The sequence below is a fragment of the Flavobacterium difficile genome, assembly GCF_011392115.1.
Lineage (GTDB): Bacteria > Bacteroidota > Bacteroidia > Flavobacteriales > Flavobacteriaceae > Flavobacterium > Flavobacterium difficile.
This window is the reverse complement of record NZ_JAAJBT010000002.1, coordinates 602916-624960: the sequence shown is the minus strand read 5'-3', so window position 1 is coordinate 624960 and position 22045 is coordinate 602916. Positions and strand designations below refer to the sequence as shown.

The window sequence follows — 22045 nt, the reverse complement described above, 5'->3', positions numbered from 1 at the left end:
AAAATGCGACACAAATTTACAAAATAAACAAAGACTAGTCAAGTACTAATTAAATGAAAATCATAAGAATAGAAAATAATTAATTAAAAATGCATTTTTATAGAAAAAAAAGAGAAAAAAAATAAATTTATATCCTAATTTTAAGGCATAAAACTAATTCTTATGTCTAAAATACAAGTATATTTTGTTCCTGGTTTAGCTGCCAGTATCGAAATATTTGAAAACATAAAACTGCCTGAATCTACTTTTGAAATGCATTTTTTAGAATGGATTTTACCCGTTCATAATGAAAGTATTGAAAAATATGCAAAAAGAATGTGTGATAAAATAACACATGAAAACATTGTATTAATAGGTGTTTCTTTTGGTGGAATTATGGTACAAGAAATGAGTAAACTAATTTCTACTCGCAAAGTAATTATTATTTCAAGTGTAAAAAGTAATCAAGAATTACCGATTCACATGAAACTTGCTAAAGCTACCAAACTATATAAAGCAATTCCAACTAGTCTTTTGGGAAAAGTAAATTATTTATCGAGATACATCAAAGGACGTGGTTTACTTGCAAAAAGAGTAAAATTATACAACAAGTATTTATTTATGAAGCAAACTAAATATTTAGATTGGGCGATTGAAAATGTTTTACTTTGGCAAAGAAGTGTTCCTGATGATAAAGTAATTCATATACATGGCGACGAAGATATGGTTTTTCCTATTAGCAATATCAAAAATTGCATCAAAGTAAAAGGCGGCACCCACATTATGATTGTAAACAAATACCGATGGTTAAATGAAAATTTACCTAAATTAATTTTAGAATAATAAAACGCAAACAAATGAAAACAATACACAAAACCTTAGTACTATTTACCCTTTTTATAGTTTGTGGCTTACTAATTTATGCCACTTCTTACCAAAATATTTCTAAAAATAATTATCAAGAATATCCTTTAGATATAGACTTTTGTGGGGAAAAAGTACCAACTGATTTGGCAGATGTTAAAGAACGTTTAGATAGAGAAATGTTAGTAAACATAAACATGAATGCTTCTACTGCTATTCTAATAAAGAGAGCTAATAAAGTATTTCCAATCATTGAACCCATTTTAGCAAAAAATGGTATTCCAGACGATTTTAAATATCTGGCTGTGATTGAAAGTGGCTTAATCAATGCAGTTTCTCCTGCTGGAGCAAGAGGTGTTTGGCAATTTATGCCCGCTACAGCAAAAGAAAGCAAATTGGAAGTTACAGATCAAGTTGATGAAAGATACCATATCGAAAAAGCTACTCAAGCTGCTTGCGAATACTTGTTAAAAGCGAAAAATAAATTAGGAAATTGGACGGTAGCAGCTGCTTCGTATAATGGTGGAATGGCTGGTTTGCAAAATCACATCAATTATCAACAAAGTTCTAATTATTATGATTTGTGGCTAACTGATGAAACTGCGCGATACGTTTTCAGAATTTTAGCTTTAAAAGAAATTATGAAAAACCCTGAAAAATATGGTTATAACATTCCAAGAGAAGCTTTATATCCAAAAATTAACACCAAAAGAATAACGGTTGACTCTACGATAACCAATTTATCTGCTTTTGCTATTAGTCAGGGAATTAACTATAAAATTTTAAAAACACATAATCAATGGTTAAGAGATAAAAGATTAGATAATCCTACCAAAAAGGTATATGAAATTGAAATTCCAACTGAAGGATACAAGTCAGAATAAAAAACAATCTTACACTTAATTGAATTGTCTCCAAAAAAAAATTTAAGATTACTAATTTCCGGCCATTCTGGTAGTATCAAAACCGTCATTAACAATTAATGAAGTTAATCCTGAATTGAATTTATTGTAATAAAAATCTAATGATTTTTTCATGTTGACTTTATTTTCAGGCTTTACAAAATTTTTCTGAATATCCACTAATTCCATATTTTCATCAATCAAATAAGAAGTGGGAAAACCAAAAGTTCTTTTCAAAAAAGAAATTGCTTTTAAATCTTTTTGTTCAGTATCATTAGCATAGCAAACCATTATATCAGAATCAAAATTTCTTGCTATCTTTTTCATTTCGCTTTTTTTATTCCAAAACACCACAACTATTTGCATTTTGTCTTTATATTCTTTGGCAATCTGATTTAAAGCTGGAATTTCACCTTTTCCCATAATGCACCATGAAGAATAAGTTACCAATAAAATAGGTTTATCAATGGCAGACAGTTGAATTCTGCTTTTCCCTAACCTTTTAAATGAAAAATCGTCAAAATGTGTTCCTTTCAAAGAATTTTCAACTAAAGAATCGAACAAACTCTCTGCTTTTTCATAATTTTTAGTAGTATAAGCTTTATTAGATAAACTTACATATTTTTTAAAATTTGATTTAACAGAAGCAGAAAAAACAGCAATTGTATCTGTAGAAGATGCAAATGTTGAAATTGTTACAAAACACAATAAAAAATAGATTTTTTTCATAACATTGACTTTATTTGTTACAAATTTACAGCTATGTATGCATGCATAGAAAAATAATCGTTACGACATTTAAAAAGTCGTTAAACAACATTATAGCAGTGTTAAAGCTCGAAAATATCGGTAAAATGCATATTTTTTGTATTTTTTATAAATTTTAGAATTTTACTTGTATTTTTACCAAAAAGAAAACTTTTGAAAAATAAGAAAATTGTCATTTCAGGCATAAATATGGTTGAAGGTGGAATATTTACTATTCTTCATAACGTATTACAAGAGCTCTCCGAATTTAATAAAAACAATACCATTGAAGTCATTGCTTTAGTGCATGATGCCACAAAATTTAATTTTCCAAACATTCAACTGATTGAAATTCCTAATTCTAAAAAATCTTGGTGGTTCAGATTGTATTATGAATATTTTTATTTCAAAAAATTATCAAAAAAATTAAAACCCGACGTTTGGCTTTCTTTACACGATACGACTCCAAGAGTAATGGCAAAAAAACAATTTGTGTATTGTCATCATCCCACTACCTTTTTCAAACCAACATGGAAAGATTGGAAATTCGATTATAAAATTGGTGTTTTTTCTTTATTTTATGATACATTGTTTCAAATAAACATAACTAAAAACCACACCGTTTTTGTACAACAACATTGGATCAAGGAAGTGTTTGAAAAACGTTTTCAGATTAAGAATGTTAAAGTAGCCTTACCAGAATTTGTAGAAGAAATTACAACAGAAACATATAATTTTGAAACCGGTAAAATTCACTTTTTTTATCCTAGTTTTCCTAGAAGTTTTAAAAACCATGAAACCATTTTAGAAGCGATAAAAATATTGCCTCACGAAATTAAAGATAAATGTCAATTTCACTTTACAACAATTAAAGATAGTAAAGAAAAATATGCGCGATTTTTAATCAAAGAATATAGTTTTTTAAATAATGTTGTATTTTATGGAAAAGTAAAAAGGAAACAATTACTTTCTATGTACAACAGTATGGATTGCCTTATATTCCCCTCAAAAATTGAAACTTGGGGTTTACCAATTTCGGAAGCAAAAGCTTATAAAAAACCTCTTTTTTTAGCCAATTTACCTTATGCAAAAGAAACCTGTGGCGATTATGAAAAGGTTACTTTTTTTGAAGAAACGAATGCTGTAAATTTAGCGCAATTGATTACAGAATTTGTAAAAGGTAAACACCAATTTAAAGGAAATAAAACGCCTTATCCTACCAATGAAGATTTACAAAACTGGGAAGAAGTATTCCATTATATTTTAACTGATTAAGATGCCATTTTTTTCTGTCATAATTCCACTTTACAATAAAGAAAAGTATATTGAAAAAGCTCTTAAAAGCATTCTCAATCAGACGTTTACAGATTATGAAGTACTCATAATAAACGATTGTTCAACAGATAAAAGTGCTGAGATTGCTTCAACGTTTTTATCCGAAAAAGTGCAATTAATTCATCATGAAAAAAACAGTGGATTGGCTGCATCTCGAAATACCGGAATAAAAAAAGCACGTGCTAATTACGTAACTTTCTTAGATGCAGACGATGTATGGAAACCTCATTTTTTAGAAAAAATTTTCCAATTGATTGAGACGTTCTCAGAAGCCAGAATATTTGCAACAAATTATGAAGAAATTTGGAACCAAACCGTTAAAAAACCACATAACGGAAATGAAAATTTACCTGAACATTTTACGGGTTATGTCGATTTCTTTAAAACTAATTTAAAACAAGGAATTTACAATCATGGTTCTGTTTGTGTACATAAAGAAGTTTATGAAAAAGTTGGTTTTTACAACGAAAACATACAATTATCACAAGATTTAGATTTTAATATTCGAGCCAATTATCAGTACAAATTGGCGTATGACAACTCGGTTCAAATGAGTTATTTTATGCAAACCGATAACCAATTGACTAGAAGTTCGATTGTAAATAAAACGATTCCAAATTACGATTTGTATGAAGATTGGACAAAAAACAACGCCAATTTGAAAAAATATCTCGATTTTGAACGGTATGTTTTAGGAAAGCGGTTAAAGAAAAACAACGATTTACGTTGGAAAAAAATGACTGCCAATATTGATACTAACAATCTAAATTGGAAACAAAATTTACTTTTAAAACTGCCGAGTTCAATGCTAAATTTAATCGATAAACTAAAGTTATTTTTACTGAAATTAGGAATAAAACCTAGTACGTATTAATTTTTTATCTTGCTGAACTCGTTTCAGCATCTCATTTAGAATTAAGTAGATTCTGAAACAAGTTCAGAATGACAATGGTTACTTCACAAAACTCAAATATTCCTTATAACTTCTGATATAATCAGATTCAGAAAATTCTTCAGAAGCCAATACCAAACAAACGGAACCAGAAGAAAAGTTTTCTAGTTCTCGCCAAATGTTATTCTCAATAAGTAACCCTTTATCTGGTCGATTTAAAGTAACAATTTCTTTTGATTTTCCATCTTTCAAAACCACATCAAAACTCCCCGAAATCGCTATCAAAACTTGCTTTAGCTTTTTATGTGCATGTCCACCACGCTTGGCACCACTTGGCACATCAAATAAATAATAAACTCGTTTCACAGCAAAAGGAATTGTATCGTTTTCAATAACGCCAATATTTCCCTTTGTGTTATTTATTTTTGGAATATCTAGTATTTTGTAGCTCATTTTTTAATTAGTTTTTCAAAACCTTTAACCATTTAGCGCCAATAGTATCTAAATCAAACTGTTTTACACTTGTTAGCGCGTTTTCTTTATAGTGTAAATATAAATGAATATCTGAAACAAACAGATTCATCGCTTCAATTAGTTTTTCTGAATTCTGGTTTTCAACTAACCATCCATTTCTTTGATGTTGAATGATTTCACTAGGTCCGGAAGCATAGTTCCAAGAAATTACTGGTGTTTCACAAGCAAGAGATTCTAATAAAACCATAGGCATTCCTTCATATTTACTAGTTGAAATAGTAAATAAAGCGTTTTTATAATATCGAAATGGATTTTTTACACTGCCTTTGAAGACGATCATTTCTTTTAGGTTTAGACTTTCTGCTAATTTGATCCATTTATTTTTCAGTTTTCCTTCTCCTAAAATAATTAGTTTGATATTTTTTGATGGTAAAGTTGATTTTGCATAACATTCAATTAATTTATCGAATTGCTTCACGTTTTTATTCATACTTCCAGCTGATAGTATATATGAATAATCGTCTGAAACGTATTCATCAATCTTATCTGAAATCAATTCAAAATCAATTGGATTATAAATTAATTCTGATGGAATAAAATTATATTTAGCACTAACTTTATCATTAATTCCTTTTGAAACTGTAATAAATTGAAGGCAATTTCGATATAAAATTTTCGCTAAAAACGAATTCTTTGGAAGATACGATTTCAGTTTAAAGCTATGAACGGTTTGAATAAATTTAGGATAAACAAAATTATGAATCAACAATTCTTGCAAAAAAAGTGGTTTCGTTCTAAAATCAATCACATAATCAAAATGATGGTTCTTAAAAAAATTCTTTAACGCGAAAAATCGTTTACTTCTACTCCACCAACTGTTTCTTTTATCTTTTAAATGTTCTAAATGAAAAATTTTACCCGAAAAATTATAGGACACTTTTCCATTGAAAACCACATGATATATTTCAAAACCCTGATTATCAAAATAATTAGACAACAAAGCTGCTACACGTTCTGCGCCGCCATCTGAAAGTGTTGCTGTAACCAAACAAATTTTTAATACATCCGTTTTCTTATCCAAAAGACCTAGTTTTTAACAAATATAAAAATATTCAATAAACTATACCGCTCATTCTTTAAATTTATAAATACTTTGTATATTTGAGCAACTATAAAAGGATAATAATGTCATTTATTAAAACCACTGAGCAAACATCAAAATACGAGCATTTAGAAAAAATGTCTGTTCACGAATTGCTAACCCATATTAATAACGAAGACAAAACAGTTCCTTTTGCTGTTGAAAAAGCCTTACCACAAATTGAAGCTTTAATTGCAAAAATTATTGCAAAAATGAAAAATGGTGGACGCTTATTCTACATTGGTGCAGGAACGTCTGGAAGATTAGGCGTAGTAGATGCAAGTGAATGTCCGCCTACTTTTGGTGTAGCATTCGATACCGTAATAGGAATCATTGCAGGTGGTGATTCTGCAATTAGAAAAGCGGTAGAATTTGCGGAAGATGATAAAAATCAAGCATGGAAAGACTTACAAGCTTGGAATATTACGGATAATGATGTTGTAATTGGTATTGCAGCTTCTGGAACAACACCTTATGTAATTGGTGGTTTAGAAAAATGCAATGAAAATAATATTACAACGGGAAGTATTAGCTGTAATGCTGAAAGTCCGCTTTCAAAAACAGCGAAATATCCAATTGATGTAATTGTTGGTCCAGAATTCGTAACTGGAAGTAGTAGAATGAAAGCTGGAACAGCTCAGAAATTAGTTTTAAACATGATTTCTACATCCACTATGATTGCCTTAGGAAAAGTGAAAGGTAATAAAATGGTAGACATGCAATTGAGCAACGACAAATTAATCGATAGAGGAATTCGAATGATAATGGAAGAAATCCCAGTAACCTATGAAGTTGGTGCTGAATTACTAAAAACTCACGGAAGTGTAAGAAAAGCAGTTGATAACTATACAAGCTAAAATAAATAACAATCAAAAAACGTAAATAATATAATATGAAAAAATTATTCGTCATCAGTTTATTTCTAATTTCAGTAGTAAACTTCGCTCAAACAAGATTTGTTACAAGAGAAATTCCTGCCGGACAAGCAATTGAATTAAAAGACAAAAAAATGTTTATTAACAATGAACAAATTCCATCTTATGAGATTAAAAAATACCTGAAAGAAAACGATTATAAAGCCTATTCTTTATATAATAAAGCAAAAAACAAAAGTGTTTTTGGAGGTTTATTGTTAGGATTGGGTTCGGTTCTTATTGTAAGTGACGCTGTAAAAGCAGCTGTAACAGAAGGTGGAAATTATCCGACAGTTATGAGCGGAATTGGAGTTGTTTTTGCTGGAACTTCATATTTTGTTTTAAAAGGAAAAAATAAAAAGATGCAAACAGCTATAGAAACATATAACAGTGGATTACAATCAACTGGTGATTTAGAAAACAATTATAACACTAGTTTACAAGTAGTGGCTAACCAAAATGGCTTAGGTTTACGATTAAATTTTTAACATGTCTATCAATAGAGAAGTTTTAAACAAAGGTTTACGGTTTTTATTAGGTTCGCTACCCACTCTATTTATTGGTGTTTTTATCTTAAATAGTAGTTTTAAAAATCAAAAACATCCTTTATATGTCTATGTATTAATTTTAGCAATATTAATTTGTGCTTATGCTGTGTATCTAATGTTTAAAGGCATTAATACAATTATGAAAAGTATGTTTGAGAAGTAAAAAATGTCTGGAAACATATATAATATAATAGGCGGACTAATTTGGTGGTTATTTCATTTTGGAAAAAATAATTTAAGCATTGAAACTTCGGAACAATTTTATTTTAGAAACCAAATTACAATATTCATTTTCAACTTGTTATTTATCACTTCAGTTGTACTCTTATTTATCTATTATTAATGAAACAAATAATATTACTATTCGCTTTTACTCTAGTGTCTTGTTACAACCAAGAAAGATCATGTAAAGACTTTAAAACTGGAAAATTTACTTCCGAAACTACCGTTGAAGGAAAAAAATTTACCAGTACTTTTGAAAGAAATGATTCGATTCAAATAGAAAATTATAATGCGATTATTGACACTTTTTCCATTCGTTGGATTAATGATTGCGAATATATTTTAGAAAATGTGAAACCTAAAAATAGAGCTGAAAAAAAAGCCATTCATGTTAAAATACTAAACACCAAAGAATTAAAATACAATTTCGAATATTCTTTTGTGGGCGATTCAAAAAAACAATTTGGTTCTGTAACAAAATTGTAAAAGTCTACGTAAAATACATGTAAAATAAATTAACAAACTAAACTAAATGGAAATTTTATCAAATCCGAATGCTTGGGTAGCTTTATTAACCCTAACTTTTTTAGAAATTATTTTAGGAATAGACAACATTGTATTCTTATCTATTGTATCTGGTAAACTTAAAGCAGAAGACCAACCAAAAGCTAGAAGAATTGGTTTATTATTAGCCATGGCTTTCAGAATCATTTTACTTTTCGGAATTACTTGGGTAATGAGTTTAAAAGATTCTTTCTTTAATTTCGATTGGGGATTTGTATCAGGTGGATTAAACGGCCAAAGTTTAATTGTTTTTGGAGGAGGATTATTTTTACTTTACAAATCGGTTTCTGAAATTCACCACAAACTTGAAGGCGAAGAAGAAGGAACATCCGGAAAAGCAAGTAATTCATTAAGCGCTGCCATTATCCAAATTGCTTTGTTAAATATTGTATTCTCTTTTGATAGTATTTTAACTGCAGTTGGATTAGTTAGTGCTGCCGAACCACCAATTGGTTTTGGACCTGCAGGTGCATTAGAAATTATGATTGCTGCAATTGTCATTTCGATTGTAATCATGTTAATTTTCGCAGGACCAGTTTCCAAATTTGTAAACGAGCATCCAACCATTCAAATCTTAGGATTATCCTTCTTAATCTTAATTGGTGTAATGTTGTTAGCAGAAGGTTCGCATTTAGCAGAACTCAAATTCTTTGGAGGAACTGAAGTACATAGTATTCCAAAAGGCTATTTATACTTTGCCATTTTCTTCTCATTATTTGTAGAATTCTTAAATTTGAGAATGAAGAAAAACAGCAAAAAACCTGTAGTTTTACACAATAGTAAAATCTTAGACAATAAATTAACAGATGATGATTTAATGAATTAATATTTTTTCTAATACAAAAGCCTCATAAATTAAATTATGGGGCTTTTTTGTTTTACAAAGTCTCGTAATTTCTTCGAGACTTTTTTTTTGAATAAAAATAATAAATATTAACAAAATTTACGGTTACACCGTAATGAATACAGGCGCTACTTGAGTAATTTCACAAATAGAATTTATGAACTCATTTTCTTTGAAAGTTAGAAAAACATATAAAAGTTCTTTAACATCTATAGTAAATTATCTCATTCTTTAACCACTTTAAGCGGCAACAATTTTAACAGCTATTTAATCCTTTTAGTACACATTATTTGTCCCATTTAACTCACATTTTATGAAAAAAATTACATTAGTATTGGTATTTCTATTTTCGCTAAATAATGCTATTGGACAACCACCACCGCCTGGCATTAATTATTACTATACCATTGACACTAACAATGACGGGTATACTACATTTAACATTGATTATTATATCAACACCTATTTATTCAATAAGGCTTTAGCGATGGGATTCAATCTTTCGGGATATAATCTTTCCTTATATCCTAGCTATACAGATTACACTAATAATACGGATGTAATTGGAGCCTCTTATATTAATCAGGTAAGTTCTTCTCAGTATTGTAAATTAAAAATAGTATATAGTGGAACAGGAATTAGTTACGTTCAAGAAATTTTAGATAATAATTTCTCGGATATCATTTTAAGAACCGTAAATCATGATTTTGATGATGATCATGATTCTGTATTAAATTATCTTGAAGATTTAAATAATGATGGCATTCTGAATAATGAGGATACCGATTCTGACGGAATTTTTAATTTTCTTGATGATGATGATGATGGTGATGGTATTTTATCAATTACCGAAGATTATAACCAAAACGGTTTACTTTCTGATGACGACACGAATGCTAATGGAATTCCTGATTATTTAGACAATACCTTGATTTTAGCCTCTGAAAGTTTTATTACAAAAAATGATGTGAAACTTTTTCCTAATCCAGTACAAAACAATTTAACCATTTCAACTTCATTCGATACGTATCAAAATATTGAAATTTTAGATTTAAGTGGAAAAGTACTAACTGTAATAAATGAAAACACTACTAATATAGATTTCTCTGGTTTTAAATCTGGAATATACTTTGTAAAAATAAATTGGAAAGACACATCTATAAATTTCAAAATAATTAAACTATAAAAAAAAGCCTTATGCAAATAAGGCTTTTTTTTGTTTTATACTGTTTGATTAATCCAGACTTAACGTAATTTGTCCATCATCATCTAATTCTATATTGAAATCTTGAATGTCTTTGGCCTCTGTATCATCAGAAACAACTGCTTCTGGTTCATCCAAAATTTCTTCATAAGGTAACGGATCCAACAAATTGATTTGCTTAATCTTATCTGTTGTCAATTGGTTTCCTAAAGCTTTTATTCCTTTCACAGCAATAAACTCATCTAAATTCACAATCTGATTGTCTTTTTGCACACCTTTTACTTTAGCATAAATAACTTCAGCCATTGGCAACCAATCGGTTGAAACAATCTCTAGTTGTGACTTTTCGTGTTCTGTGATAAAAATTTCTTCTTTGTTTTCGTTTTCAATTAAGAAACGTTTTACATAATAACGCTCTTTTTCACCATCGTAATAAATCGCAGAAATTGGTTTTTTCGGATGCCATTTTTCCAACACAATCATGTCTTCATCAAAATGTGTCGTCAATTCAGGAATTATGGTTTTAATTTTCCCAGATTGATTGGCGATAAGTAATCTGTCATTAGGTTTGAATTCGCCAAGCAACTCGCCTCTTCCATCTACATTCAATCGATGAACCGTTTCATCGAACCAAATTTTTCTTGGTCGAAGTGTAGAAATTCCTTTTTCTTTTAATTCAATTTTCTTGATTGGATATTTAGAAACCGTATTTCCTTTACTAGCACGACCTTTAATCGCAATATCAGAAAAATCTTGATCCCATTTCAGTTTCTTGATACTTCCGACTTGACGTAATAAAATTGTTACCACTTCAGCTTCACCATTCGGATTTGCTGAAAAATATAACACTTGAGAACCAGGTTTTTCTTGTGTTAAATCGTAAAACTTATCACGAGTTACACCCGAAACATTGAAACGTTTAATAAATGTCGAACCATTTTTACCATCACGATACATCATGTTGTATATGGTACGTTTGTCGTTTTTATCGAAAACCGCAATATGAATGATGTCTTTACCAACGAACTTTTTATCGTCCACTTTTGAAATCATCATTCTTCCATCTCTAAGGAAAACAATTACATCATCAATATCTGAACAATCGGCCACATATTCGTCTTTCTTCAATCCCGTTCCGAAGAAACCTTCTTCTCTATTGACATATAATTTGGTGTTACGTAAAACCACTTTCGTAGCTTCAATCGTATCGAAATTTCTTAATTCCGTTTGGCGCTCTCTTCCTTTTCCGTATTTTTCTTTCAGTTTGGCGAAATAATCAATCGCAAAATCAATTAAATTATCTAAATGATGTTGCACCTCCTTCATTTGATCTTCCAACTTCGCAATAAAATCATCTGCTTTATCCGAATCGAAACGGGTGATACGAATCATTGGAATTTGCGTCAAGCGTTGTAAATCTTCATCCACAATGTCTCTTACAAATGATTTTTTGAAAGGTTCAAATTGCTTGTATAAATATGCATAAAGTGATTCTCTATCCGAATACAATTTGAAATCGATATACATTTCTTCACGAATGAAGATTTTTTCTAAAGTTGAAAAATGCCATTTGGTTTTTAGTTCTTCCAACTCAATTTCCAATTCGGCTTTTAATAACTGAACCGTTCTGTTTGTTGAAATTTTCAGCATGTCTGAAACGCCAATGAACAAAGGCTTATTATCTTGAATCACACAACCTAATGGGGCAACAGAAGTTTCACAAGCTGTGAAAGCATACAACGCATCAATAGATTTATCTGGAGAAACACCTGGAAAAAGATGAATTAATATTTCTACTTCTGCAGCCGTATTGTCTTCAATCTTTTTAATTTTAATTTTACCTTTTTCGTTAGCTTTCAAAATACTATCAATCAAAGTTGATGTATTCGTTGAAAAAGGAATTTGCGTAATGACTAACGTTTGCTTGTCTAATTGTGAAATTTTTGCACGCACTCGTACTCTTCCGCCTCGCATTCCGTCGTTATAATTCGAAACATCTGCAATACCAGCTGTTTGAAAATCAGGATAAAGCGTAAAAGGTTTGCCTTTTAATATTTTTATTGAAGCGTCAATTAATTCATTGAAATTGTGTGGTAAGACTTTCGTTGACAATCCCACCGCAATTCCTTCCGCACCTGAAGCTAATAATAAGGGGAATTTTACTGGCAAATTGTTTGGTTCCGCACGACGACCATCGTAAGAAACGCCCCAATCTGTAATTTTTGGAGAATATAAAACTTCCAAAGCAAATTTAGACAAACGCGCTTCAATGTAACGAGAAGCTGCGGCGCTATCTCCAGTTAGAATATTCCCCCAGTTTCCTTGACAATCGATAAGTAATTCGCGTTGGCCGATTTGCACCATCGCATCACCAATACTCGCATCTCCGTGAGGATGATACTGCATCGTATGTCCAACTACATTCGCCACTTTGTTATAACGACCGTCATCCAACTCTTTCAACGAGTGCATGATACGACGTTGTACGGGTTTGAAACCATCTTCAATTGCAGGAACGGCACGCTCTAAAATTACATACGAAGCGTAATCCAAAAACCAATCTTTGTACATTCCTGTCACTTTGGTAATGGTATCTTCTGGATTTTCGTCGTTTTCGTAAAAATGTTGTCCTTCGAAGTGTTTGGCATCTACTTCAATACTTTCTTCGAAAAAATCTTCTTCTTGATGGTTATCAATTGAATTATCCTCTGAATCAGTATGATCCGTATTTTCTTCTTCTGGATTTATGTTTTCTTCTTCGTCTTTCATTTATGCTGAATTTATTTTCAGTATTTTATATATCCTTTATTTTATATATCCTTTATTTTTCAAAAAATGATACTCTTTTTGGTTATCTTCATCATTCTCTACAAAATATTTTATTCCAAATTTTCGAAATAATTTATTCATGTCTGAAAAACAGAATTTTTCAAATCCTTCTAAATTTTCAGATTCTCGTAAACCAATACATTGAAAACAAAACTCTTGATATCCTACAATTTTATTTTTCTTATCTTTAAATAAGATTAAATGCCTTGGCTGATAACAAGCGGCAGCCATTTCTTCTGGAACACAAGTATCACAAACCATTAAGGCAAAAAGTTCTTTTTTCTGAATTTCATTTAAAACTATTCTTTCTTTAATCATTGTACTGTCAAAAGTAAATTTCTGATTCTCAATTAGATTTTTTCTAAAAGGGATTTCACCTTTATAACTAATTGTATCCCAAGCAATCCTATCGGGATAAGACAGAAACTCTATTTTTGCAACATTTTTTAAAGGAAATTCTCTTTTTTTTATTGACTTGCTAACTGATGGTTCAATAATATTAAATTCAGGCGTCTTTAGTTTCTCTTCTTTACAAGAAAGAAAACTTAAAAACAAAATAGCTATAAAAAACCTCATCCTTTTAAACATCTCTAAACTTCCTCTTCCACTACATCCAATTCTACCTTCAAGTTATTGATGATAAACTCTTGACGGTCGGGTGTATTTTTACCCATGTAGAATTCTAATAATTTTTCAATAGATGTGGCTTTGTCTAACATCACAGGATCAAGTCGAATCGTTTCTCCAATGAAATTTTTAAACTCATCTGGTGAAATTTCTCCTAATCCTTTAAATCGAGTAATTTCTGGTTTGGGTTTTAACTTTTCTATCGCTGCTTTTCGTTCTTCTTCCGAATAACAATAAATGGTTTCTTTTTTATTTCGAATTCTGAATAAAGGTGTTTGTAAGATATATAAATGGCCTTCTTTTATCATTTCAGGAAAAAACTGTAAAAAGAACGTAATTAACAACAAACGAATGTGCATGCCATCGACATCGGCATCGGTAGCAATTACGATATTGTTATACCGTAAATCTTCCATACTTTCTTCTATGTTTAAAGCAGCTTGCAACAAATTAAATTCTTCGTTTTCATACACAATTTTTTTAGTCATTCCGTACGAGTTTAATGGCTTACCACGCAAACTGAAAACGGCCTGTGTATTCACATCACGACTTTTAGTAATCGAACCCGAAGCCGAATCTCCCTCGGTAATAAAAAGGGTACTTTCTAAACTTCTTGGATTTTTAGCATCGGTTAAATGTATTCGACAATCGCGTAACTTTTTATTGTGTAAGTTCGCTTTCTTTGCTCGGTCTTTCGCTAATTTTCGAATTCCAGATAATTCTTTACGCTCGCGTTCGGCTTGTAGAATCTTTCGGAGTAAAGCATCGGCTACTTCAGGATTTTTATGTAAAAAGTTATCTAACTTAGTTTTAATAAAATCGTTAACAAACGTTCTTACCGATGGCGAATCTGGTCCCATTTCTGTAGAACCCAATTTGGTTTTGGTCTGACTTTCAAAAACTGGCTCTTCCACACGAACGACAATTGCCGAAACAATTGACTTACGAATATCGGACGCTTCAAAGGGTTTGTTATAAAATTCTTTAATTGTTTTTACCAAAGCTTCACGGAAAGCACCTAAATGCGTTCCACCTTGTGTGGTATTTTGACCATTTACAAACGAATAGTATTCTTCTGAATATTGAGTTTTACTATGTGTAATCGCTACTTCAATATCATCACCTAAAAGATGAATGATGGGATATACCATGTCTTCTTCAGTGATATTTTCCTCTAATAAATCTTTTAAACCATTATCTGAATAATATTTTTCGCCGTTATAATATATTGTTAATCCTGTATTTAGGTAACAATAATTTTTAAGCATTTTAACGATATACTCATTACGATACTTGTAATTTTTGAAAATAGCTTCATCGGCAACGAATGAAACTTTTGTTCCTTTTCGTTTTGTAGTTTCAATAACCTCTTCTTCAAGGGTTAAATTTCCAGCGGAAAACTCTGCTGCTTTTTGTTGGTTGTCTCGAACAGATTCGACACGGAAATAATTAGATAAAGCGTTAACTGCTTTTGTTCCTACTCCATTTAAACCTACCGATTTTTTAAACGCTTTTGAATCGTATTTTCCACCAGTATTCATTTTAGAAACAACATCTACCACTTTTCCTAGCGGAATACCACGACCATAATCTCTTACAGTAACCATTTTATCCTTTAAAGTGACTTCAATAGTTTTACCTGCACCCATAACGAATTCATCGATACAATTATCGAGAACTTCTTTTAATAAAATATAAATACCATCATCTGGTGATGACCCATCTCCCAACTTTCCAATATACATACCAGGACGCATACGAATATGCTCTTTCCAGTCGAGTGACCGTATATTGTCTTCGTTGTATTGATTTTGTTGCTCTTGCATAACTGTATTTAGGATTTTGCGCTAATATACCATTAATACCATAAAATAAAAAGTAATTTTTTTAGAACTTATTGACAATATTTTACGTAAATAAAATAATATAAAGTATTATATTTGTAGCCCAAATTCACTGGAAAAATATATGATTAAATTTACTGAAGAACAACGCCTTAATATAGTTGATAAATATTCCTTATTTGATTCTGAACCAGAACTAGAATATGACAATATTACTTTTTTAGCTTCAAAAGTTTGTAATACGCCAATTTCTACCATTACATTAGTAGATGAAAACAGACAATGGTTTAAGTCGAAAATTGGATTTACGCACAATGAAAATCCAAAAAACTTGTCGTTTTGTGCGTTAAGTTTATCAAAAAACCAAGACGTATTAGTTGTCCCAAATTTGATGCAAGATGATGAATTTAGTGAAATAGGAAAATTAAATGGCTTAGAAAAAGACGGTTTTTATGCTAGTGTTACCTTATACAATGAAAATAAAATACCGTTAGGAACTTTGTGTGTTATTGATTATGAAAGCAAAACATTAGACCAAGATCAAATTAAAGCTTTAAAAATACTAGGCAAGCAAGTTGAAGAATTATTTAAATTGCGATTGAAAAATATTGAGTTGCAAAAAAACTTTGAAGAACTTTCTATAAAACACCAACAACTTAAGAAGTTTTCGAATACCATTTCGCATGATTTACAAACTCCCATCAATAATATTATTTCATTAATATCGCTTATAAACGAAGAAGATGTTAAAGAAGAAACAATAATTTCTGAATACTTAAATTTAGTAGTTACTTCATCACAACAACTAAAAGATTATGTAAATAAACTATTGAGTTATTACACGTCAGATACTATAAATGTTAATAAAACACCATTTCGATTAGCCGATTTAGTTTCAGAAATTTCTCAAATCGTTAATAGCAATAATGAAGCAGAGATTATTACTGAATTTGACAAGAACTTAGAAATTATTTCAGATAAAACCGCACTTTCACAAATTTTAATAAATATTATTTCTAACGGTATAAAGTACAATACAACTCCAAAACCGATAATTAAAATTACCAATAATATAATCAATCACAAATCGACTATCAGCATTACTGATAATGGAATCGGAATTGACTCGAAAAACTTTGATGCTATTTTTGAAAACAACATCACATTATCCCAAAAAGATCGTTATGGAAATTATGGTACAGGTTTAGGCTTATCTATTGTGAAGAATCTTACCGATAAAATTGACTTTGATATTAATATTGCCTCTGAAGTTGGGAAAGGCACTACATTTACTCTTGTTGAAAAATAATTTTTATTTTGTTACTTTTCATAATGCCTAAAAATCCCTGTATCAGTTAAAGTATGTAAAGCTGCTTTTTGATTGGCCGATTTTAAGGCTTCATTGGCCCATGAATTACAAGTATAAAATAACGAATAACTTCCTTTAGCTTCATAGAATGCATCGTTTTTTCCGTAAACAGCTTCTGTATCAATTTTAAGTATTGAATTGGTTTTGGTCTCAAAAGATTCAGAGATAAATGCAATTAGTTTTAGATATTCTTCTTTCGAAATTTGAATTTTTTTACAATAAGCATCTTCTTTCATTACTTTGTAAAAAGTAGCATGTAAAGCACTGGAACTTAATCCGGTTGTTGCTTTTAACGCAGTACTCACTTTTAAATCGGCCCAAGTTGGTGTTTCTAAATAAAAACCTCTATCGCCCCAACCAATTGCTAAGTACTTTGCTGTTGTATCTTTTGCTTTTGTATGTTCGAATTTAATTTGTTTCGACCAATCGTGGTATTCGTTTTTAACTGGCACTACAATATCGGTGTGCACGCCATTTGATAATATATAAATAGCTACATTTGAATTATCTGATAGCATTTTATCTTTATTAATGGGTATAAACGATAGTAAAGTCACTAGTATGCCATAAGAAAGTAAAATCAATAAAAATATTCCTATGTATTTGAAAGTTTTTTGGATGGTTTTCATTGCTCTATAAAAATCATTTCGTTAGTAAGTCCTTTTTTTCTTAATATTTTTCTAAAATCTGCTCTAGTTGGTTTTAAAACAACTGTTGTATCTTCATCCGCAAATTTATATTCAAATTCGATAGGAATTTCATTCCTTAACTTCTTGAAATCTTCTTTAGAACCCATAGAAATTTTTCTAATTCGATTGTTCTCTTTTTTAAAAACATCAATATAAATTTGACCCTTGAGGTTTGTATTGATGATTAAGGCATTTTTATAGTCTTTTAAAACTTTCTCTTTATTAAAAATAGTATCTGAATATTGAGACTTCCAAAAGAGTGAATCATTACTTTTAATTAATTTCATCTTTTGATTGGTTTGATTATCTATAACGAAATTTTCATCAAAAGTATACCCCTGAAAAGAATCTTTTTCACGAATTGAAACCTTCTCTTCATTGAACCATTTATGAATGATATGATCTTTATCTATTGCCACTACTGAAGAATCTGAAGCTATATAATTATCAAACCAATTTTCCGGAACTTCTTGAATCTCTTCAACTCCAATGGGTTGATTTTCTGCAAACTCAATATAACTATTTTCAACACCTCTTTCTTTGCAAGATGTTAACCAAACAAACAAACCAAAAATTAGCAGCAAATTTTTCATAAAATATCAATTTTAAGAAGAACTTAACAAATGTTGTGCCACAAAAAAAATCTGCTAAAATGAATTAGCAGATTTTTAAATATCTATTATTTTTTCAAAAATTACACGTTAAAACGGAAATGCATTACATCTCCATCTTTCACTATGTATTCTTTACCTTCTACTCTTAATTTTCCAGCTTCTTTGCATTTTGCTTCTGTACCATAATTTGAATAATCTTCAAATGCAATAACTTCAGCACGGATGAATCCTTTTTCAAAATCAGTATGAATTACTCCTGCAGCTTGAGGAGCTGTGTCGCCAATTTGAATGGTCCAAGCTCTAACTTCTTTAACTCCAGCAGTAAAATACGTTTGTAAATTTAATAATTTATAAGCTGCACGAATTAATACTGCAGAACCTGGCTCAGTTAATCCCATATCTTCTAAGAAAACCTGACGTTCTTCATAGCTTTCCAATTCAGTAATATCTGCTTCAGCACCAACAGAAAGTACAATAACTTCTGCATTTTCATCTTTTACTAATTCTCTAACTTGGTCAACATATTTGTTACCGTTCACAGCAGACGCTTCGTCAACATTACAAACATATAAAACTGGCTTCGCTGTAATTAATTGAAACGAATTATATAAAGCTTCTTCTTCAATCGTATTTGGAACAACTGTTCTTGCTGATTTACCTTGCAATAAAGCTTCTTTAATTCTATCTAAAATACCTTTTTCAATTTTTGCTTCAGCATTTCCTGTTTTGGCACCTTTATTTGCTTTTTCTAAGCGTTTTTCAACGGTTTCTAAGTCTTTTAATTGTAATTCAATATCAATGGTTTCTTTATCACGAATTGGATTTACATTTCCATCCACGTGAACAATATTATCGTTATCAAAACAACGCAATACGTGAATAATCGCATTACATTCTCTAATATTTCCTAAAAACTGGTTTCCTAAACCTTCACCTTTACTTGCGCCTTTAACTAAACCTGCAATATCAACAATATCAACAGTAGCCATTTGTACTCGTTCAGGTTTTACTAATTCTTCTAAACGATTAATTCTTGGATCGGGTACGTTTACTACACCAATATTTGGCTCGATGGTACAAAACGGAAAGTTTGCACTTTGTGCTTTTGCGTTTGATAAACAATTAAATAATGTCGATTTTCCTACGTTTGGTAAGCCTACAATTCCTGCTTTCATATTTTAAGTTTTGCTGCTATGACACAAAGGCGCAAAGCGTTTTTATTTATTTTCTAAATTTATTTCGGTGTGCAAATATAGTTTAAAGTTATCTAGTTACAAAGTTGATTAGGTCAAAAGTCAGAAATGTAAAAATCTCTAAAAACAAATACAGAAATAAAAACATAAAAGATAAATAGTAAAAAAATAAATAGTACAAATTCATAAATATGAAACCAAAAATAAAAAAATGAACAAATCTTTACTTTGTACTTATTTTCCTTGTTTTCCAATACTTTAATTTTTTCATTCAATTCAAAACTTGAAAATAATACTCTGTTTCCATCTTCGTAAGAAATAATTTTTCCTTCCTTATTTTTATACTCAATAATAGGAATATCTCTAGAATAAGTATAGTTTGAAGCATGCCCTCTAGTTGAAGGAACAGATTCTGATACAGTTACGTTTGTAAAACCAATAACTTTTGCATCATAAGTGGTATATTCTTTTAATTCTTCTTTTTTTAAACAATAGAGAACCAATGCATATCCCAAACAAAATAATAAAACAAAAGCCATCCGATAGAATGACTTTGATTTTATAAAATAAATGAAATTATTTTTACTCATTATGCAAAAACGCTTGTCGGTTTAAAAGCGTTTCTTCACTTTCAACGTGATTATCATCTGGAACACAACAATCAACAGGACAAACTGCTGCACACTGCGGTTCTTCATGAAAACCTTTACATTCTGTACATTTTCCTGGAACAATGTAATATAAATCGTCTGAAACTGGAGTTTGTGCTGCATCAGCATCAATTTCTGTTCCATCAGGTAAAACTATTTTTCCAGAAAGTTTGGTTCCATCTTTCCAACGCCAATCGTCAGCGCCTTCATAGATAGCTGTATTTGGACATTCGGGTTCGCAAGCACCACAATTAATACATTCGTCTGTTATTATTATTGCCATAATTTTAAAGTTAGAGGTCAGAAACAAGAAGTCAGAAGTTTTAAAAATTTCTATTAAAAAGTCTAACTAAATGTTTAATTTTGTGCAAAAATACAACGTTAACTAAATATATACAAGTTACTAATGTTACAAATTGAAATAAAAAATAATTTTGTTGAATTAGGAAAATTTCTAAGTCAATTTTCTTTAGATACCAATCAGCAAAATGACCAAGTAAAACACAATGATTTATTTTTTAATTCGTTTGTAGATTTAATTGCTTTATCGCAATCTCATAACAATTGGTTTACTCCAGATAATGTTCATTTTAGCATTACAAGTTGGGCAGAAGCTTTAACTGAAAACAACCTAAACCAATGGCTTTCAGCTTATAATTGGGTAGAAAAACAACCCAAAAATATAGGGTTAATTTTAGCAGGCAATATTCCGTTGGTTGGCTTTCACGATTTTTTATCGGTACTTATTTCAGGAAATAATGTATTGGTAAAAACTTCTAGTAAAGACGATCATTTAATAAAATTTTTAGCCGATTATTTAATCGCTTTAGATGCTAGATTTAATGAAAAAATAACTTTTGTTGAAGGAAAACTAGAAGGTTTTGATGCCGTAATTGCCACAGGAAGTAACAATACAGCAAGATATTTTGAATATTATTTTAAAAACAAACCTTCCATTATTAGAAAAAGCAGAAATTCTATCGCCGTTTTAACGGGAAAAGAAACTCCTGAAGAAATGATTTTATTGAGTGAAGATATTTTTAGATATTTCGGTTTAGGTTGCAGAAATGTTTCTAAATTATTTGTTCCAAAAAATTACGATTTTCAATCTTTTTTCAAAGGAATGTATGCACAAAAAGACGTAATTTATTATGAAAAATACGCAAACAATTACGATTATAATAAGGCGGTTTTTTTAATGAGTAATTTTCAATTATTAGACAATGAATTTTTAACAATCAAAGAAGATACAAGTCATGCCTCGCCTATTTCTTCTGTGTTTTATGAATATTATGAAGACCTTAACGAAGTAAAAACACGTTTAATACAAGATGCAGAAAGTATTCAATGTGTGGTTTCTAATGGAATTATCGAAAACTCCGTTTATTTTGGTCAAACTCAAAAACCAAAATTATGGGATTATGCTGATGCTATAGATACACTTGAATTTCTTAATTCCTTATGATGAAGACTTCAAAAATAAGTGAAATAATTAAACTTCAAAAAGAAAAAGAAGTTCATAAACATGAACCTAATTTTAATTTAGAGGCTAAAGTGAACTCAAACAGAAAAACTCTTAAAAAGAATAAATAAATGCTAT

23 protein-coding genes are annotated in these 22045 nt (G+C 30.1%); 12 read left to right on the top strand and 11 right to left on the bottom strand.

Going from position 1 to position 22045, the window contains the following annotated elements:
• Positions 1-162: 162 nt before the first annotated feature.
• Positions 163-822 (top strand): lipase family protein, encoded by a 660-nt coding sequence (locus G4D72_RS05855; RefSeq protein WP_166076691.1) that lies wholly within the window; start codon positions 163-165, stop codon positions 820-822.
• Between the two features lie 14 nt (positions 823-836).
• Positions 837-1727, top strand: coding sequence for a lytic transglycosylase domain-containing protein (locus tag G4D72_RS05850; RefSeq protein WP_166076690.1), 891 nt, complete (start codon positions 837-839; stop codon positions 1725-1727).
• A gap of 51 nt (positions 1728-1778) precedes the next feature.
• On the opposite strand, the gene G4D72_RS05845 is transcribed toward G4D72_RS05850, so the two are convergent.
• Positions 1779-2474 (bottom strand): TlpA family protein disulfide reductase, encoded by a 696-nt coding sequence (locus G4D72_RS05845; RefSeq protein ID WP_166076689.1) that lies wholly within the window; start codon positions 2472-2474, stop codon positions 1779-1781.
• Positions 2475-2666: 192 nt separating this feature from the next.
• On the opposite strand from G4D72_RS05845, the gene G4D72_RS05840 reads away from it, so the two are divergent.
• Positions 2667-3767, top strand: coding sequence for a glycosyltransferase (locus G4D72_RS05840; RefSeq protein ID WP_166076688.1), 1101 nt, complete (start codon positions 2667-2669; stop codon positions 3765-3767).
• Position 3768: 1 nt separating this feature from the next.
• Positions 3769-4701, top strand: a complete 933-nt coding sequence (locus tag G4D72_RS05835; protein WP_166076687.1) for a glycosyltransferase family 2 protein — start codon at positions 3769-3771, stop codon at positions 4699-4701.
• Between the two features lie 78 nt (positions 4702-4779).
• Here the strand turns inward: G4D72_RS05835 and G4D72_RS05830 are convergent, their stop codons facing one another.
• Together G4D72_RS05830 and G4D72_RS05825 are read right to left on the bottom strand one after the other, a co-directional pair.
• A complete protein-coding gene (locus G4D72_RS05830) occupies positions 4780-5172 on the bottom strand; it encodes a sugar 3,4-ketoisomerase (protein ID WP_166076686.1) in 393 nt (130 codons plus the stop codon).
• Positions 5173-5179: 7 nt separating this feature from the next.
• Complete coding sequence (locus tag G4D72_RS05825; RefSeq protein ID WP_166076685.1) at positions 5180-6274, bottom strand: glycosyltransferase; 1095 nt, start codon at positions 6272-6274, stop codon at positions 5180-5182.
• Positions 6275-6378: 104 nt separating this feature from the next.
• Here G4D72_RS05825 and murQ point away from each other — a divergent pair, with 104 nt between their 5' ends.
• The 6 genes from murQ to G4D72_RS05795 all read left to right on the top strand — a co-directional run bounded on the left by murQ (position 6379) and on the right by G4D72_RS05795 (position 10612).
• A complete protein-coding gene (gene murQ, locus G4D72_RS05820) occupies positions 6379-7191 on the top strand; it encodes an N-acetylmuramic acid 6-phosphate etherase (protein WP_166076684.1) in 813 nt (270 codons plus the stop codon).
• Between the two features lie 35 nt (positions 7192-7226).
• Positions 7227-7736 (top strand): hypothetical protein, encoded by a 510-nt coding sequence (locus G4D72_RS05815; RefSeq protein WP_166076683.1) that lies wholly within the window; start codon positions 7227-7229, stop codon positions 7734-7736.
• A gap of 1 nt (position 7737) precedes the next feature.
• Positions 7738-7959 carry a DUF6095 family protein gene (locus G4D72_RS05810; RefSeq protein WP_166076682.1) on the top strand — a complete coding sequence of 74 codons (222 nt, stop codon included), beginning with the start codon at positions 7738-7740 and terminating at the stop codon, positions 7957-7959.
• A 179-nt stretch (positions 7960-8138) separates the two neighbouring features.
• Positions 8139-8504 carry a DNA topoisomerase IV gene (locus tag G4D72_RS05805; RefSeq protein WP_166076681.1) on the top strand — a complete coding sequence of 122 codons (366 nt, stop codon included), beginning with the start codon at positions 8139-8141 and terminating at the stop codon, positions 8502-8504.
• A 46-nt stretch (positions 8505-8550) separates the two neighbouring features.
• Positions 8551-9408 (top strand): TerC family protein, encoded by an 858-nt coding sequence (locus tag G4D72_RS05800; protein ID WP_166076680.1) that lies wholly within the window; start codon positions 8551-8553, stop codon positions 9406-9408.
• A gap of 331 nt (positions 9409-9739) precedes the next feature.
• Positions 9740-10612, top strand: a complete 873-nt coding sequence (locus G4D72_RS05795) for a T9SS type A sorting domain-containing protein (RefSeq protein ID WP_166076679.1) — start codon at positions 9740-9742, stop codon at positions 10610-10612.
• A gap of 48 nt (positions 10613-10660) precedes the next feature.
• On the opposite strand, the gene G4D72_RS05790 is transcribed toward G4D72_RS05795, so the two are convergent.
• The 3 genes from G4D72_RS05790 to G4D72_RS05780 are packed head-to-tail and all read right to left on the bottom strand — an operon-like array spanning position 10661 to position 15912.
• Positions 10661-13399, bottom strand: a complete 2739-nt coding sequence (locus tag G4D72_RS05790; RefSeq protein WP_166076678.1) for a DNA gyrase/topoisomerase IV subunit A — start codon at positions 13397-13399, stop codon at positions 10661-10663.
• A gap of 36 nt (positions 13400-13435) precedes the next feature.
• Positions 13436-14014, bottom strand: a complete 579-nt coding sequence (locus G4D72_RS05785; RefSeq protein ID WP_235922454.1) for a hypothetical protein — start codon at positions 14012-14014, stop codon at positions 13436-13438.
• A gap of 35 nt (positions 14015-14049) precedes the next feature.
• Positions 14050-15912, bottom strand: a complete 1863-nt coding sequence (locus G4D72_RS05780) for a DNA topoisomerase IV subunit B (RefSeq protein WP_166076676.1) — start codon at positions 15910-15912, stop codon at positions 14050-14052.
• Positions 15913-16054: 142 nt separating this feature from the next.
• Between G4D72_RS05780 and G4D72_RS05775 the strand changes: the two genes are divergently transcribed.
• Positions 16055-17239, top strand: a complete 1185-nt coding sequence (locus G4D72_RS05775; protein ID WP_166076675.1) for a GAF domain-containing sensor histidine kinase — start codon at positions 16055-16057, stop codon at positions 17237-17239.
• Positions 17240-17250: 11 nt separating this feature from the next.
• Here the strand turns inward: G4D72_RS05775 and G4D72_RS05770 are convergent, their stop codons facing one another.
• From G4D72_RS05770 to G4D72_RS05750, 5 genes are all read right to left on the bottom strand, one after another.
• Positions 17251-17928 (bottom strand): TIGR02117 family protein, encoded by a 678-nt coding sequence (locus G4D72_RS05770; protein ID WP_166076674.1) that lies wholly within the window; start codon positions 17926-17928, stop codon positions 17251-17253.
• Positions 17925-18581: a hypothetical protein gene (locus G4D72_RS05765; protein ID WP_166076673.1), complete on the bottom strand. Its 657-nt coding sequence runs from the start codon at positions 18579-18581 to the stop codon at positions 17925-17927. Before G4D72_RS05765 ends, G4D72_RS05770 begins: the two co-directional genes overlap by 4 nt.
• A 101-nt stretch (positions 18582-18682) precedes the next feature.
• Positions 18683-19777: a redox-regulated ATPase YchF gene (gene ychF, locus G4D72_RS05760; RefSeq protein WP_166076672.1), complete on the bottom strand. Its 1095-nt coding sequence runs from the start codon at positions 19775-19777 to the stop codon at positions 18683-18685.
• A gap of 113 nt (positions 19778-19890) precedes the next feature.
• Complete coding sequence (locus G4D72_RS05755; protein WP_166076671.1) at positions 19891-20334, bottom strand: hypothetical protein; 444 nt, start codon at positions 20332-20334, stop codon at positions 19891-19893.
• A gap of 43 nt (positions 20335-20377) precedes the next feature.
• Positions 20378-20728, bottom strand: coding sequence for a 4Fe-4S binding protein (locus G4D72_RS05750; RefSeq protein WP_166076670.1), 351 nt, complete (start codon positions 20726-20728; stop codon positions 20378-20380).
• Between the two features lie 123 nt (positions 20729-20851).
• Here G4D72_RS05750 and G4D72_RS05745 point away from each other — a divergent pair, with 123 nt between their 5' ends.
• Positions 20852-21910 (top strand): acyl-CoA reductase, encoded by a 1059-nt coding sequence (locus tag G4D72_RS05745; protein ID WP_166076669.1) that lies wholly within the window; start codon positions 20852-20854, stop codon positions 21908-21910.
• Positions 21911-22045 lie beyond the last annotated feature (135 nt).